The organism is Parabacteroides sp. 52 (assembly GCF_010500925.1).
In the GTDB taxonomy this organism is placed as follows: Bacteria; Bacteroidota; Bacteroidia; order Bacteroidales; family Tannerellaceae; genus QVMG01.
In genome coordinates, this window is the sequence record NZ_QVMG01000008.1 from 103,878 (window position 1) to 119,967 (window position 16,090).

The window sequence follows — 16,090 nt, forward strand, 5'->3', positions numbered from 1 at the left end:
AGTTACGGTTTATAATCTAATAAAAAGAACAAAATCCATCTACCGAACGTGTATTATGTATTATCTTTGTAGGGAAGCAATGTGAAAATCAAGGAATATGGAAATCTATCAAGCGAATGAAAACCGTTATACGGATAAAACATACCGCCGATGTGGAAGAAGTGGTGTCTTATTGCCCTCTCTTTCCTTGGGGTTATGGCATAATTTCGGTAGTGTGGATGTATTTGAACACTTTATCAAGATCGCTTATGCTGCTTTTGATAACGGGGTAACCCATTTTGATTTGGCAAACAACTATGGGCCTGTTTATGGTTCGGCTGAGGAAAACTTCGGGCGTATACTCCGAAAAGGGCTTGGTCGATACCGGGATGAATTATTTATCTCCACGAAGGCCGGATATGATATGTGGCCGGGACCCTATGGCAATTGGGGAAGCCGTAAATACTTAATGGCCAGTTTAGACCAGAGCCTGAAGCGTATGGGCTTGGATTATGTGGATATCTTTTATTCGCATCGTCCGGATCCGGAGACCCCTATAGAAGAGACAATGAGAGCCTTGGCCGATATGGTGCGACAGGGAAAAGCTTTGTATGTCGGCATATCCAATTACAATGCCCGGCAGACCCGCGAGGCATTGGCTCTCTTGAAGGAAGAGCGGGTTCCTTGTTTATTGCATCAGGCGCGCTATTCGATGTTTGACCGGTGGACCGAACCGGAATTGCTTCCCCTCCTGGCAGAAGAAGGAGTCGGCTTGGTTGCATTTTCTCCTTTGGCACAAGGGCTGTTGACGGATAAATACCTACATGGTATTCCGGTAGATTCAAGGGCTGCCAAGTCAACCGGACATTTGCAACGTTCCCAGGTAAGCCCGGAAGTTATAGAGAAAGTAAAGCAGTTGCATGTCCTTGCCCAGCAACGGGGGCAGACCTTAGCCGAGATGGCCTTGGCTTGGTTGTTAAAGGATGAGCGGGTGACAAGCCTGATTATCGGTGTCCGTTCGGTAGAGCAATTGATGGATAACCTGCATGCCTTGCATAATCTCTCTTTTACATCCGAGGAATTACAATCGATAGAAACCATACTCTCTACCCCTTGATTCTTTTTTACACTTTTAATTTTCAATTTTCAACTTTCAATTTTCAATTTTAAAAACTCTATGTCCCCCTTTTTATCCCAAATAGCCTCTCTCTTTTATAAAGAATACGGTCCGGATATCAGTCGACTGGCCTTTGTCTTCCCCAACCAGCGGGCAGGGCTTTTCTTCAAAAAATATTTGTCCGAGTTGACGGATACTCCCGTCTTTTCGCCTACGATCTTAACGATCAAGGATCTTTTTCTGCAATTGAGTGGCAAACAAACGGCCGACCGCATCCATATGCTTTTTTCATTATATACATTATATATTGAAATAAGTGGGTCGACGGAGACCTTTGATGAGTTTTTGTATTGGGGGGAGATGTTGTTGAATGATTTTGATGATATCGATAAATACAAGGTGGATGCGAAGATGCTTTTCACCAATGTGACTGATCTGCGGCAGATAGAAACCGATTTTAGTTTCTTGAATCCCAAACAGATCGCAGCGATACGTTCTTTCTGGTCTTCTTTTTATCCCAAAGGAGATGCCACAAACCAACGGGAGTTTTTAGCTGTCTGGCAGATCTTGTATACCTTGTATGAAGCCCTGCGCAATCGGTTGGCTGCCGAAGGAGTGGGTTATGAAGGCATGATCTTCCGGGAAGTCGTAGAGAAGGGAGAGGTCGAAAAATGCAAAGAATTGGGTTATGAGCAAGTCGTTTTTGTAGGCTTGAATGCTTTATCCGTTGTCGAAGAATCGTTGTTGGAGCAATTGAAACAACTAGGTATTGCGGACTTCTATTGGGATTATGCCTCGGAGAAAGTAACGGATCCGGAGAACAGAGCCTCTTTTTTTGTGGACCGCAACCGGATGTTATTCCCTTCCCAGCGTTTCTTGCCTGTGGAGGAAAAGAAACAGGCTGTTATTGAAACAATCGGTATACCATCGGGTATCGGACAAGCGAAACAAGTGTATTCTTTGTTGCAGGAGATATGTCAGGAGGGGGGCATGAGTGAAACAGAGGCTTTGCGAACAGCCATTATACTTCCGGACGAACATCTTCTGATACCGACCCTGAATTCTATCCCGGAGGAGATACGGTATATAAATGTGACGATGGGTTATCCGTTGTCTGCTACTCCCGTGGCTTCCCTGGTAGATTCTCTCCTTTGCCTGCAGAAGAATATACGGTATGTGGAAGGCCAGGCAGCCTTTTATTTCAGGGATGTTCTTCCTGTTCTCAATCACCGGTATATCTCTTCCACCTGCCCGGAAGTAATCCCTTCGTTGGTGAAAGAGATTGTTCAGAACAACAGAATCTATATAGGTTATGAGACATTGAACAGAACGCCTTTCTTGGCTTTGCTTTTCACTCCTGTTGCCGGGGCAGAAGATTTATCCGATTACCTTATCCGTTTATTGGAAGAGATAAACAAACAGATGAACCGGGCAGAGGAATCAACCCTTATCCCTCCTGCCGCGCCTGTCATGCAGGAGGTGGAAGAAGAGATACCCCTGCCGGAGGAAAAATACTTAACAGCCCATACACAATTGGATAGCGAGTTCTTGTTTCATTACTTCACGACGGTAAACCGCTTGAAAGAGGTGATGAAAGAGGCCGGGGTAGAGATGCAAACGGATACGTATGCCCGGTTGTTGAAACGGGCGGTAGAAACAATAAATATACCTTTCCAGGGAGAGCCTTTGGCCGGACTTCAGATAATGGGAGTCTTGGAAACCCGTGCGTTGGATTTCGACCGGTTGATTATTCTTTCCATGAATGAAGGGATTTTCCCGAAACGGGCGGCTGCCAATTCTTTTATCCCTTATAATTTGCGGCGGGGATTCGGCTTGCCTACCTATGAACATCAGGATAGTGTCTGGGCTTATCATTTTTACCGCTTGATCCACCGGGCAACGAAGGTCAGTTTGCTTTACGATACGCGCACCAATGGTTTACAGTCGGGGGAGGTGAGCCGTTTTGTGCATCAATTGCATTATCATTATGAAATGCCGATCCGCAACAAGCTGGTGGTCTACAATGTGTCTTCTTCCCAAACACCCGTTCTGGAGGTAAAGAAAACAGAGCCGGTGATGAAGCTCTTGGAGGAATATCGAAAGGGAGGGCCACGGGCTATTTCGGCAAGTGCTATCAATACGTACCTGGATTGTCCCTTGAAATTTTATTTTTCTGTCGTCGAGAATGTACGGGAAGAAGAGGAGGTGACCGAGGCGATAGAAAGCAGTATGTTCGGGAGTATTTTACACGCTACATTGGAGACTCTATACGAGCCGTTGTGTGGAAGAATGATAAGTGCCGACATCCTGAAACGCATACGAAAAGATAAAAAAGAAATAACCGAGGTCATCACAAAAGCCTTTGCGACGGAATTCTTTAAAACAGAAAATGTACGTCCTTTGACGGGACAGAATTACCTGATAGGGGAGATGATCCGTAAGTATGTCGAAAAGGTATTGGAGTGGGACGGCAAGCTGACCCCTTTCCAATACATACAGTCGGAGAAACGGATGAATGATCTTTTTGAGCTCACCGACGGCCGGGAAATACAATTGAAAGGATACATCGACCGTATCGATGAGGTAGGGGATGTGATTCGTATTATCGACTATAAGAGTGGAAGCGGACTCTCTGTCTTTCATTCCATCGAAAGTCTTTTTGATAAAGAAGAAAAAGACCGGCCTAAAGCGGTCATGCAGGTCTTTATGTATGCCTGGATGTATAACCGGTTGTCGGGGAATACGCGGAAAATATACCCTGGTATTTATTATATGCGCACCTTATTTTCTGCGGCTTTTGATGCAGGTGTCTGGCAACGGGTAGAGAAACAAAAACAGCTTGTAGAAGATTTCAGGGAATATGCAGAAAGCTTTGAGGAGGGGATGAGAATTTGTCTGGATGAGATCTTCGATAGAGAAAAGGCATTTGTCCAGACACCGACAGGAAAGGCCTGTGTGTATTGTCAGTTTAAATCAATCTGTGGGAAGTAGTTTTTGTCAGAAGACCAAACCCAAAGAGAAACTCATCACATTGGTGCGTTTATCTATTTTTATGTTGTTGCTGATGGCCGGGATGGCCGGGGTCTTGCTCTTGAAATCGGTTTCGACCTGATTGAGGCCGAATTCATATTTGAAATCAAAAAAAAGTTGCCTGATCTGTACGCTGATACCGGTGGAAATGCCTAGTCCCCACGGTGTGTTGTCGCTTAGGTATTCGTAGTTGGTAGGGGTAGATAAAAAGGTATAAGACTCCTTATAATTGTATTTGAAATTGGGACCGGCCATAAAGGTCAGACCGTAAGGGCCACTTCTGACAATGTGGTATCCGACAAATATAGGCACTTGTAAGGAGCTGTTTTGCAGGGCAATCTGAGTTGTCGGTGCTTCTCCTTTCCCGTTTGAGAGTGTTTCGGGGAGTTCGTTTAAAGGAGTGTTGAAATGAATTTCACTTTCAGAGAGATGCCAGAATATATTCGGTTGAAGAAAGAAACGATCCATGTTTATCCGGCAAAAGAAAGAGGCGAAATGCCCTACTTTGTATTTTATATGGATATTCTCCACTTCTACATCATCTACAGAGAGGGAGTTAATGACAGGAAAAGTAGCATTGAAACCAATGGTTGCCCCCATATTAAAGACTTTGCCCTCTCTTTCTCTGGCGGAATGAACGTGTTGTGCTTTCAACGGTAGAGAAAGAAGGGTACATGCCATAAACAGGTAAATGCCTTTTGCCATCTTACTTTTTCTTTTGAACAGACCAGCCGAATTTGCCCACGAAAGGCCCTAACTCATAATACTTGCCATGGGCATACGCTAACAAACCGGTTTGCTCCATGTTGAATGCACCGGTTTGCGGATCCATATAGGCATCGTCGGCCCGTATGTTGACCACATCCGCAATAAACATATCATGGCTGCCTAATGCCATCACTTCTTTCACCCGGCATTCGATGCATAAAGGAGATTCTTCGATAGTCGGGACATTCACGATGGAGGCTTTGCCCGGGGTCAGTTTCAGTTCCTCAAATTTATGATGATCTTTCCCGGAATTAACTCCGGCCCAATCTGTGGGATAGGCCAGATCCTTGGTGGTTAGGTTGATCACAAACTCCATATCCCGCTTAATAATATCATACGAATGACGCTCCTTGCGAACAGAGATATAACACATAGGAGGATTGGTGCAGATCGTACCTACCCAGGCTACTGTGATTATGTTGTAATCTGCCGGCGTACTGCCACAGCTAACCATGACAGCGGGTAGGGGATAGATGAGTGTACCTGGTTTCCAGTCAACTTTCATTTTCGATGCATATATTTATTTGATGACGATATCTTCTTTGTTTATTTTCCGTTCGCAATAACGACAACGGATATTGCCGGTTTCTTTGTCTATCACATCGAAGCGGGTAGGCATAGGCTCGTTATTGGTGATGCATTTGGGATTATTACATTTGACCACACCCACCAATTCGTCTGGCAGGGTGACGGTTTTCTTTTCAACCACTTCATAGTCGCGGATAATATTCAGTATTACTTTGGGAGCGATCAGGGCTATGCGGTTGATCTCATCTTCTTCGAAAAACTTATCGGCTATTTTGATAACTCCTTTACAGCTCATTTTGCTGCTATGGAAATTGTTACCGATAGTGATCGTATTGTTCATTTTCTCCAGACCAAGCAGGGAGGCTACTTTAAAGAGTTGGCTGGGAGGGATATGGTCGATGGCTGTGCCATTTTCTAATGCTGCAACTTGTAATTCTCTTTTCTTTTCGGGTGACATGGTGTTTGTTTTTAGTTGTCAATGCCTAATACTTCACAAATAATAGCTTCGCGGGTAAACAGACCGTTGCGGGCTTGTTGGATATAATATGCTTTCGGATTATCGTCCACATCGTAAGCAATTTCATTTACCCGGGGTAATGGATGGAGGATTCTCAGGTTATCGCGGCTGTTTTCCAGCATCTCGTTACGCAGTATATATACGTTCTTCACGCGTTCGTATTCTTCCATATCGGTGAAGCGTTCCCGTTGTACACGGGTCATGTAAAGAATATCTGTTTGATTGATAATCTCTTCGGTGAAATCCGTATGTTCATAATAGGGGATACCCCGTTTGTCGCAAAAGTGTTTTTGTTCATCCGGCATACGAAGCTCATCGGGGGCAATGAAGTGAAAGGTCGGATTGAAATGCGACATACCGACAATGAGGGAGTGAACGGTGCGTCCGTATTTCAAATCTCCCACCATGGTAATGGTCAGGTTGTCCAATTTGCCTTGTGTTTTTTGGATAGAGTATAAATCCAAAAGGGTTTGGGAAGGGTGTTGATTGGCACCGTCTCCGGCATTAACAATGGGCACATCGGTTATTTCAGAAGCATATCGTGCGGCCCCCTCCAAATGATGTCTCATAATGATAATGTCGGCATAGTTGCTGACCATCAGGATGGTGTCTTTCAGTGTTTCCCCTTTGGATGAACTACTGGTTGAGGCATCCGAAAAGCCAACGACTTTACCTCCCAGGCGATTGATAGCAGTCTCAAAGCTGAGTCGTGTGCGGGTAGATGGTTCAAAAAATAAAGTGGCAGCGATTTTACCCTCCAATACTTTCCGGTTTGGATTTTCTTCAAAACTTTGGGCATTTGTCAGGATACGAAGAATGTCCTCTTTGGAACATTGGTCGATGGAAACTAAACTTTTACTTTTCATAGATTGATATATTCGTCATTCCATGCAAAAGTATAAAAAAATAAGGCTGTCTGCTAAAACACCTATTGTAAAATATTTTTTTGTATGTACCGATAAACGAACATTCTGGTTTGAATCCTTGTTATTATAAAAAGTGAGAGAGGTTTGAAGGTCGCTATAGCGACATATGTAACGGTATATCAGCGATTGTGGATTCAGAATCCTCTAAAATTAAGTACATAGACAAATATAGAATGTTGATGAACTATTTCATCTGCCATAAGAGCTTGTTATTAATGATTCTATCCTGTGACAATGTCGCACTTACTCCCCTTTTGCAAATAAATGATCTTTGGACCCATCGTCTTCCTGTTGTTCCCTGTTTTATTGTTATCGGTTTGTTCGTCTTTCTTTTCAGTCTGATGATGATTCGCCTTTATAGAAAAGAATCATATAATAAAGACATCGTGCAGAAGAAATTAGAGAAAGAACAGAAAGAACTGGATATTACGATAAATTCTTTAAAAGAAGGGGTCGTCTCGGTGGATGTAAAAGGAAATATTCTTTCTATAAACTCTGCCGCTATTTGCTTTTTACGCTTGGATAAGAAGAAGTCTTATATAGGTACTTCCATTTGGTCTTTGTTTGATATACAGGAAAAGGGAAATCCTTTTTATCTGAAAGAACAGATCCATGCGTTTTCTAATTCTTTGGGCAATCAGACATTGAGTGATACTGCCTATGTCATAACAAAAAACAAAAATACCTTTTCTGTTGCAGGTAGTATAAGCAGTCTATATTATAACGGACGTTCATACGGCTCGGTTATTACCTTTCATGATACAACAGATGAGTTTACACAGAAAGAGTTCCTGGCTTTAAGTATGATTTCAGGAGATGTTTTTGCCTGGCACTACAACCCTGGTCAGAATGCGCTCTTTTTTGATCCTTCTTTTTTTGAAGCATTTCATATAGATGATGATGGTACGCACGCTATTAAAGGGGATCGCTTTTTGAATGCCATTCATCCGGATGATCTGGATGATTGGTTAAATATGACAAGGGATGTTTTTCATGGAAAGATAAAGAAAATAACCAAGCAGGTACGTATGATGTTATCCGGATCAGCCTATCAGTGGTGGGAATATCGTTTAGCGGTTTTACCCAAATCTCATAAAGGATCCAAGTATAAATTAATAGGAATATGTATGAGTATTGAGCAGTTCAAGAAAACGGAAGAAGAACTGATTCGTTTGCGTGACGAAGCGGAAAAGTCGGATCAGATGAAAGGTGTTTTCCTGGCCAATATGAGTCATGAGGTACGCACTCCATTGAATGCTATTGTCGGTTTTTCCAGTTTACTTATTGATAGCCAGGATTTGTCTTTGGATATTCAGGTTGAGTTTATGGATATTGTCAATGAGAATTGCCGTTTGTTATTAAAACTGATCAATGAGATATTAGATATCTCTCGCATAGAAAGTGGTATAACCTTTACATATGAAGTGGTAAACCTGAACACCTTGATAGAAGAAATCATTTTACAGGTAATGATCGAACAACAAATAGATAAGGTGGAGTTGGTATGTAAGTTACCAGACGAACCTCTATCTATCGTTACAGATCCTTTCCGTTTGAAACAAGTATTGGGGAACTTAATAGATAATGCTCTTAAATTTACCCAAAAAGGAACAATCTGTATGGGGTATAGTTATAAAAAGACTGAAAAAGAAGTGGTACTCTTTGTGGAAGATGATGGGATGGGTATTTCTGCCCAGGAATTACCTAAAATATTTGAACGTTTTTATAAATCGGATAATTTCACCCAGGGAGGCGGACTGGGGCTTCCTATTGCAGAGGAAATAGTGAAACGTTTAAATGGCCGGATACACGTAGAATCAGAATTGGGCAAAGGAACCTGTTTCTTTGTTTATTTACCCTGGGATAAAGAAGAAGGATTGAAAATAAAAGAAGAAAGTGGTACAAATGAGACCTGAAAGACAAATACGATACCGGCATCACTTTTTGCTATGTGTTTTTTGTATAGCGACTGTGTTTTTAGGTGTGTCTTGTTCTGAGAGAAGAGACACCTCTGATCCATTGATCTTTCAAGTACCCATCGTATTTAGTGCAGTAGATTATTATGATCCGGTCTTTGCTTGGATGCAGGGTGGAAGATGTGGGATAGAGAATACGGGCCTACCGTCTAATGCGACGATTTTACATAAACCTTTTGGGGGAAGATATAAAAAACACCTGATCGGTTCGTCTTTTTTTGTCTCTTTGTTGCTCATTACTTTAATCTCTTTTTTTGTCTTTTTGTATATAAGAGAAAAGAAAAAAAGAGCATTAACACAAAATGAGTTGCAAGGGCATCGGAATAAACTGAAAATAGTACTATCCTCTATCCGGGAAGGGGTTGTCTCGGTTGATTTAGATAGGAATGTTTTTGCTATTAATCCGTCGGCATTGGGTTGGTTACACTTAAACGGAAACGAGGAAGACTATATAGGGAAATCAATAGAAGCATTGATTGATATACCGGATATATGCCAGGTGAATACGCTGAGGGAACTTATAATGATTGTTTTTGAAGAGATGAAGTCGGTTCCTTTGCATACCGTACATATGGTATCTTTGTTAGGGAATCATTCTTTTCCAATTGCAGGTTCTGTCTCTGCCATATCTCGGGACGGACAATTGTATGGGGCTGTTATTGTTTTCCATGATATATCGGAAGAGTTAGCACAGAATGAATACCTGGAGTTAACCCTGGGAGCCGGTGATGTTGTATCCTGGCGTTTTGATAATGTCAATAGAAATATTCTTTTTGATCCTTCATTCTTTGAAAAGTATAAAGTGCAAGGTGATGCATATCACGGTATCTCATATGATGTGATAAAGAAATCCATTCATCCGGAAGATCGGCAAGGTTGGTTGGATGCCAATGATCAATTAAAGTCTGAAAAAGTAGACAAGTTGGTTTTTCCGATGCGTGTGTATTTTGAAGGAAAGGGGTATCAGTGGTTGGAATTGCGTTACACCTCTTTAAAAAGCTTATCTCCCGAATCTCCTCCGCTTATTTTCGGGCTGGTACGTAATATAGAAGACTTTAAACAAACCTTGTTTGCCATTGAACAGGCACGTGATAAAGCGGCTATGTCCGATAAACTGAAGAGTGCCTTTTTAGCCAATATGAGCCATGAGATTCGTACTCCCCTAAATGCCATTGTCGGTTTTTCCAATGTGTTGACGTCCGGAGAAAATTTCGAAACGGAGGAAAGGCAGATATTTATTGAAATGATACGTAATAATTGCAATTTATTATTAGCTTTGATCAGTGATGTATTAGATCTGGCACAGATAGAAAGTGGAAGCATTTTATTCAAAGAGGAGGTATGTGACCTGAATGAGTTGATCAGCCAGATAATAATTACGCAGCAGGTGATTATACCAGAGCATTTGTCCCTGGTACGTGATGTTCCTTCGGAAACGGTTTTTATCATGACTGATAAACTTCGTTTAAACCAGGTAATAACAAACCTGATTAATAATGCGGTGAAGTTTACAAATGAGGGTCGTGTAACTGTTGGTTATACCCAAGTGGATGAAAGATATATTCATCTCTTTGTAGAAGATACAGGAAGAGGGATTCCTGAAAAAGACTTAAACAATATATTTGAACGCTTTTTCAAAAAAGATGACTTTAAACAAGGAGCCGGACTGGGTTTGTCTATCTGTAAAATGATTGTGGATCGGTATAAAGGGACAATAGAAGTCACTTCCCAAGAAGGAAAAGGCAGTCGTTTTACAGTGATACTGCCTTATTTGAAAGCAACCCCTGTAGAAAGTACCCCCAGCATTTTTACAAATAGTAAAACTTATAAATTATATAATATGAATATGGAAACGAATAACACGCCCATGCAGGAGAGACCGACTCTCTTGATTGCAGAAGACGAGGAAAGTAATTATCTGTTGTTAAAAACAATATTACAAAAACACTGTCATTTGTTTCGTGCAAAGACCGGAGTGGAAGCCCTGAAGATATTTAATGAAAATGCTGTTGATTTGATAATGCTGGATATTAAGATGCCTGAGATGACCGGTATAGAAGCGTTGAAGGAGATTCGTAAGATATCGACGACGATCCCTATTATCATGCAATCGGCCTATGTGTTTGATTCCGATATGGAAAGTGCTCGCCAGGCCGGAGCTTCCGATTTCATAACAAAGCCTATCAATCTAAAGCTTTTAAAGGAAACGATCAGTAGGTATCTGCCTTCCCTCAACTGGTGATTTTTATTTTTGTATTTCGGATGAAGTGCGTATGCAGGAATTACTTGTAATCTGCTTTTACACCTTTTATATGCTTTTTAACCGATAAAATTTTATATATTTGTAGAAACCTTAATTCTTCCCTATTCTACACGTTATAATTTATTCGTTAAAAAGCATATCTATGATAAAGAGAGATCCTGTTTGTACTCATGTATCTAAAGTGAGAAAAGATTTTATTCATAAGTTCCCTGGTATACGACAGTTAGCAGAGGATAATCATACGCCGGAATTATTTAAGGAGGCACTGAATGAATTCCTTTCCTCTCAGATCCAGTGGATACAAGATGAAAGAAAGTATAAAGTATTGAAACGACTTCAACTTTTGATCGCTTTTGATAATCAGACAGTGAACGAACTGTCTACCGGAGAGAATCTTTCTATACAAACAATCACTTTTTTGTGGAAATTTCTAAGAGGGACCGTAGAGGATACAGTCTCTGCCGATCTCTTTTTGGATTTGTATAATCAGTTTCTTTTACTTTTTTCTTCTTCTGAGCAAGAAACATTGGAGCGTTCACGCCTGAAAAGGCAAATGAACCGATGGCCTACTGGAATGGATGAAGAAGTCCGGGAGATCCGACAAAAGAATAAAGAACGTATTATACATGGATTAGTTCGACGTATTGAGCGCCGCCATGCTCCCTCTTCCCGCTATCAATTTGTTCCTGCACTCAATTATGAGGAAAAATACCAGCAGGTAATAGAGTGGTGGAACTCCAGTCGTTTTCATCTGTCTATGGCAATCAAAAGCCCCGGCGAACTGAATGCTTTTCTGGGCAATACTCTTTCGGATGAAACGATGCAATTATTGATGCAGGCAAAGAAAAAAGGAATGCCGTTTTTTATAACGCCTTATTATTTATCCCTGCTGAATACGACAGATGAAGGATATGATGATGCTTCTATACGTTCCTATATCCTTTATTCGAAGGAACTGGTGGATACGTATGGGCAGATACGAGCCTGGGAAAAAGAAGATGTCGTTGTGGGCGGAGAGCCGAATGCTGCCGGATGGTTGTTGCCGGAAGGACATAATATTCATCGTCGTTACCCGGAAGTGGCTATTCTTATCCCCGATTCTATGGGGCGTGCCTGTGGCGGCTTATGTGCTTCTTGCCAGCGCATGTATGATTTTCAGAGTGAGCGTCTGAACTTCGATTTCGATTCACTCCAACCCAAAGAGACATGGGATAAAAAGTTACGCCGGTTGATGCAATATTTTGAAGAAGATACCCAGCTTCGCGATATCCTGATTACCGGTGGAGATGCTTTTATGAGCCAAAATGCTACTTTGCGTAAAATATTGGAGGCTGTTTATAAAATGGCTGTCCGTAAGAGAAAAGCCAATGAGGAACGCAGGTCGGGAAAAAAATATGCCGAATTGCAACGCGTCCGCTTAGGCTCTCGCTTGTTGGCTTACCTGCCTATGCGTATCACGGATGAATTGATTGATATCTTGCGTGAATTTAAAGAAAAAGCCTTAACCGTTGGCATCACCCAGTTTTATATACAAACGCATTTTCAGTCTCCCCTGGAAATAACCCCGGAAGCCAAACGGGCAATAGAGGCGATTCTGGCTGCCGGCTGGACGATAACTAATCAGTTGGTCTTTACCGTTGCCGCTTCCCGTCGGGGGCATACAGCTAAACTACGTCAGGCTTTAAATGCGGTTGGCATCGTTTGTTATTATACCTTTTCTGTCAAAGGTTTTCAGGAGAACTATACTGTTTTTGCACCGAATAGCCGCTCTTTGCAGGAAGAACATGAGGAAAAGATATTTGGGCAGGTGCCTTGTGAAAAACGTGAGGAGTTAGAAGCCCTGATAAGGATCAAACGTCCTTTAGGTAAAAATATGCTTCGTTTCCTGAAAGAAAATAATCTGCCTTTTGCTGCTACCGACCGAAATGTATTAAATCTGCCAGGGATAGGGAAAAGCATGACCTTTCAAACTGTAGGTATTACTGCCGAGGGGAAACGAATCCTCCGCTTTGACCATGATGCCAGTCGGCACCATAGTCCGATCATAGATAAGATGGGAGAAGTTTTTATTGTAGAGAATAAGTCGATAGCAGCCTACCTGCGGCAACTCAAACAGATGGGGGAGGATATAAATGAATATCGTTCTATATGGAACTATGGTGAAGGTATAACAGAACCCCGTTTCAGTATGTATGAATATCCGGATTACGCTTTTGCGGTGACGGATCAAATAAGTAATCTGCGGATTCAACAGCCTGATTGAAAAACTCTTCCCGTATTATTTAACTTTTGAGTCTATCTGTTTATCTTTGTCCCTGTCAAATAAAGAAGATACGAATGATACAGAACGAACGCGAAATCAGAAAAGAACTGGTTCTAAATGCTGCCCGTCGCATGATGACAGCCGCCCGTACGGCCCCTAAAGGTAAAGGCGTTGATATTATAGAAATAGCAATTGTTACCAACGAGGATATAGAACGATTATCCAAAGAGATGATAAACATATCGGAGGAAACCGGAATGAAGTTTCTCCTGCGTGATGCCGATAACCTGTATAAGGCGGATGCAGTATTGATCCTGGGTACAAGACAAGAGGTGCAAGGATTGAACTGTGCTCATTGCGGATATATTACCTGTGCGGAAAAACCGGCTCAGGTGCCATGTGCCATAAACTCAGTAGACTTGGGCATTGCGATTGGCTCTGCTTGTGCCACAGCCTCGGATATGCGTGTGGATACACGTGTGATGTTTAGTGCAGGTCTGGCAGCTCAACGTCTGGCGATGCTGGGAGAAGCCAAATGTTGTATGGCTATCCCTATCAGTGCCTCTTCTAAAAATCCTTTCTTTGACCGCAAACCCAAAGAAGCCTGATTATTCCGTCAGGCTTTTGTTGATCTCAGCAATATAATCCAGTATTTCCTCCCGTCCGTCTCTCTTTTCCGAAGAAGAGAGAAAGATAGGAGGGAGTTCTTCCCATGTTTCTTCTAACTTGGTATGATACACTTTCATATTTTCTTCCAGCCGGGAGTGGCTGAGTTTATCTGTTTTGGTAAAGATAATAGAGAAAGGAATTCCGCTTTCTCCTAACCATTCCATAAATTCCAGGTCGATCTTTTGTGGTTCATGTCTGCAGTCCAATAAAACGAAGAGGTTGGTTAATGCCTCGCGCTCCAGGATATAATCCTCGATAATACGTCGGATATTTTCTCTTCCGGCTTTTCCCCGTTGGGCATAACCATATCCGGGAAGGTCGACAAGGTACCATTCTTCGTTGATGATGAAATGATTGATCAACTGTGTCTTGCCGGGTTTTTGTGAGGTCATAGCCAATCCTTTCCGGTTGGTTAACATATTGATCAGAGAAGATTTACCTACATTACTTCGTCCGATGAAGGCATATTCGGGCCGGTTGTCCTGCGGACATTTTTTGACGTCCGTATTACTTATAACAAATTCTGCACTTTTGATGTCCATATGTTTTTTTATTTTATTCAGTTGGCACTTGTTCTAATTCTTTTTGTCCGGTAGCACTTATCCACAGGCCGGTAAAGGTGATAAGTCCATTTACCATAAGCATCTCGTAACCGAACGTATAGTTTGTATATGACTTAACCAGGTAATCGGTCATGAAACAGATCAGCGGGGAAGCGATACAAATATAAGGAACATATTTATCCCGCGGACGTTTTTGGGTGAAAAGACCGAATATGAATAATCCCAATAAGGGGCCATAGGTATAAGAGGCGATCATATAAATAGCATCGATTACACTTCGGCTATTAACCGCTTTAAAAAGCAGGATAATAACTGCAAATAAGATCGAGATAAGCAAATGAACTTTCAACCGGGTGCGTTTGGCCTGCTTGGCTTCTTCTTTTTCTACGCCCAGGATATCTACGCAGAAGGAGGTGGTTAATGCCGTAAGGGCAGAGTCGGCACTGCTAAACGCCGCCGCAATGATTCCTATAGTGAAAAAGATAATAATGCTATCCCCTAAAAGGCCTGAAGTGCAGAACATCGGTAGAATGTCATCATTTAAAACTGGTAATTCTATCTGTTGCTGGGTTGCCAGGCTGATTAATAATACCCCTAACGAGAGAAAGAGAAAATTGACAGGGGTAAAGGCAAAACCATAGGTGTACATGTTTTTCTGTGCATCTTTCAGGTTTTTACAAGAAAGATTCTTTTGCATCATATCCTGATCCAGTCCGGTCATTACGATGGTAATAAAGATCCCGCTGAAAAACTGTTTGGCAAAATGTTGTGTACTGTGCCAATCCTTGAATTCGAAGATACGAAAATGCGGGCTTGCTGTTAATGTTTCTACCATTCCATCTATATCCAATCCCATCCGGTCTTTCACCTGCCAGATGATAACGATTAACATACCAACCAGGCATATTGCCTGTAGGGTATCTGTCCAGATAATTGTTTTTATGCCGCTGCGATACGTATAAAGCCATATGAGTAATATACAAAGAAGGGTAGTGACCCAGAATGGAATATGCCAGGTATTGAATACATAGGTTTGTAATATGAGCACAACCAGATATAAGCGTGCAGCAGCACCTACAATTTTGGATAACAGGAAAAAAGAGGCTCCCGTTTTATACCCTCTGTGTCCGATACGACTGTCTAGGTAAGAATAGATGGAGGTCAGTCTCAGTTTATAATAGAGGGGTAGCAGTACTTTGGCGATGATAATATATCCGACAAAGAAGCCAAGAACGGTCTGCATGTATGTCATATCAATACTCCGCACCATTCCCGGCACAGAGACAAATGTTACCCCCGATAAAGAAGTACCTATCATGCCGATAGAAACAATATACCAGGGCGACTTTCTGTTGCCTAAGAAGAATGCTTCATTGCCCGCATTCTTTCTTCCGGTAATCCACGCAATCAAAAGTAAAACGCCAAAATAAACCGCAATGATGCATAGGATGATTGAACTGTTCATGTACGCAGTATAATTTTCCGCAAAGA

At 41.9% G+C, this 16,090-nt stretch carries 12 protein-coding genes; 6 read left to right on the top strand and 6 right to left on the bottom strand.

The genetic code is table 11. The annotated features are described in order from the left end of the window. The first annotated feature begins 97 nt into the window (after positions 1-97). Both D0T51_RS06540 and D0T51_RS06545 read left to right on the top strand, forming a co-directional pair. Positions 98-1,096, top strand: a complete 999-nt coding sequence (locus D0T51_RS06540; RefSeq protein WP_163726881.1) for an aldo/keto reductase — start codon at positions 98-100, stop codon at positions 1,094-1,096. A 60-nt stretch (positions 1,097-1,156) separates the two neighbouring features. Further along, positions 1,157-4,087, top strand: a complete 2,931-nt coding sequence (locus D0T51_RS06545) for a PD-(D/E)XK nuclease family protein (protein ID WP_163726884.1) — start codon at positions 1,157-1,159, stop codon at positions 4,085-4,087. A 6-nt stretch (positions 4,088-4,093) separates the two neighbouring features. Here the strand turns inward: D0T51_RS06545 and D0T51_RS06550 are convergent, their stop codons facing one another. Genes D0T51_RS06550 through pyrB form a run of 4 tightly spaced genes read right to left on the bottom strand, consistent with a single transcriptional unit; the run spans position 4,094 to position 6,805 of the window. Continuing rightward, positions 4,094-4,831, bottom strand: coding sequence for a porin family protein (locus tag D0T51_RS06550; protein WP_163726886.1), 738 nt, complete (start codon positions 4,829-4,831; stop codon positions 4,094-4,096). Between the two features lies 1 nt (position 4,832). Then, positions 4,833-5,399, bottom strand: a complete 567-nt coding sequence (locus D0T51_RS06555; protein ID WP_163726889.1) for a flavin reductase family protein — start codon at positions 5,397-5,399, stop codon at positions 4,833-4,835. A 15-nt stretch (positions 5,400-5,414) separates the two neighbouring features. Further along, positions 5,415-5,879, bottom strand: coding sequence for an aspartate carbamoyltransferase regulatory subunit (gene pyrI / locus D0T51_RS06560; protein WP_163726892.1), 465 nt, complete (start codon positions 5,877-5,879; stop codon positions 5,415-5,417). A gap of 11 nt (positions 5,880-5,890) precedes the next feature. Then, entirely contained in the window at positions 5,891-6,805 is a 915-nt protein-coding gene (pyrB, locus tag D0T51_RS06565; protein WP_163726894.1) for an aspartate carbamoyltransferase, read from the bottom strand. A 239-nt stretch (positions 6,806-7,044) separates the two neighbouring features. On the opposite strand from pyrB, the gene D0T51_RS06570 reads away from it, so the two are divergent. The 4 genes from D0T51_RS06570 to D0T51_RS06585 all read left to right on the top strand — a co-directional run bounded on the left by D0T51_RS06570 (position 7,045) and on the right by D0T51_RS06585 (position 13,975). Beyond that, positions 7,045-8,781: a PAS domain-containing sensor histidine kinase gene (locus D0T51_RS06570; protein WP_163726898.1), complete on the top strand. Its 1,737-nt coding sequence runs from the start codon at positions 7,045-7,047 to the stop codon at positions 8,779-8,781. Continuing rightward, the gene (locus D0T51_RS06575; RefSeq protein ID WP_163726900.1) at positions 8,771-11,083 is read left to right on the top strand and encodes a PAS domain-containing hybrid sensor histidine kinase/response regulator; all 2,313 of its coding nucleotides are present in this window, start codon (positions 8,771-8,773) and stop codon (positions 11,081-11,083) included. The genes D0T51_RS06570 and D0T51_RS06575 overlap by 11 nt, the downstream gene beginning before the upstream one ends. A gap of 163 nt (positions 11,084-11,246) precedes the next feature. Then, entirely contained in the window at positions 11,247-13,367 is a 2,121-nt protein-coding gene (locus D0T51_RS06580) for a KamA family radical SAM protein (RefSeq protein WP_163726902.1), read from the top strand. 74 nt (positions 13,368-13,441) lie between these two features. Next, positions 13,442-13,975 carry a ferredoxin domain-containing protein gene (locus tag D0T51_RS06585; protein ID WP_163726905.1) on the top strand — a complete coding sequence of 178 codons (534 nt, stop codon included), beginning with the start codon at positions 13,442-13,444 and terminating at the stop codon, positions 13,973-13,975. On the opposite strand, the gene yihA is transcribed toward D0T51_RS06585, so the two are convergent. Together yihA and D0T51_RS06595 are read right to left on the bottom strand one after the other, a co-directional pair. Further along, complete coding sequence (gene yihA / locus D0T51_RS06590; protein WP_163726907.1) at positions 13,976-14,578, bottom strand: ribosome biogenesis GTP-binding protein YihA/YsxC; 603 nt, start codon at positions 14,576-14,578, stop codon at positions 13,976-13,978. A gap of 13 nt (positions 14,579-14,591) precedes the next feature. Further along, the gene (locus D0T51_RS06595) at positions 14,592-16,064 is read right to left on the bottom strand and encodes a sodium:solute symporter (RefSeq protein ID WP_163726910.1); all 1,473 of its coding nucleotides are present in this window, start codon (positions 16,062-16,064) and stop codon (positions 14,592-14,594) included. Between the last annotated feature and the right edge of the window lie 26 nt (positions 16,065-16,090).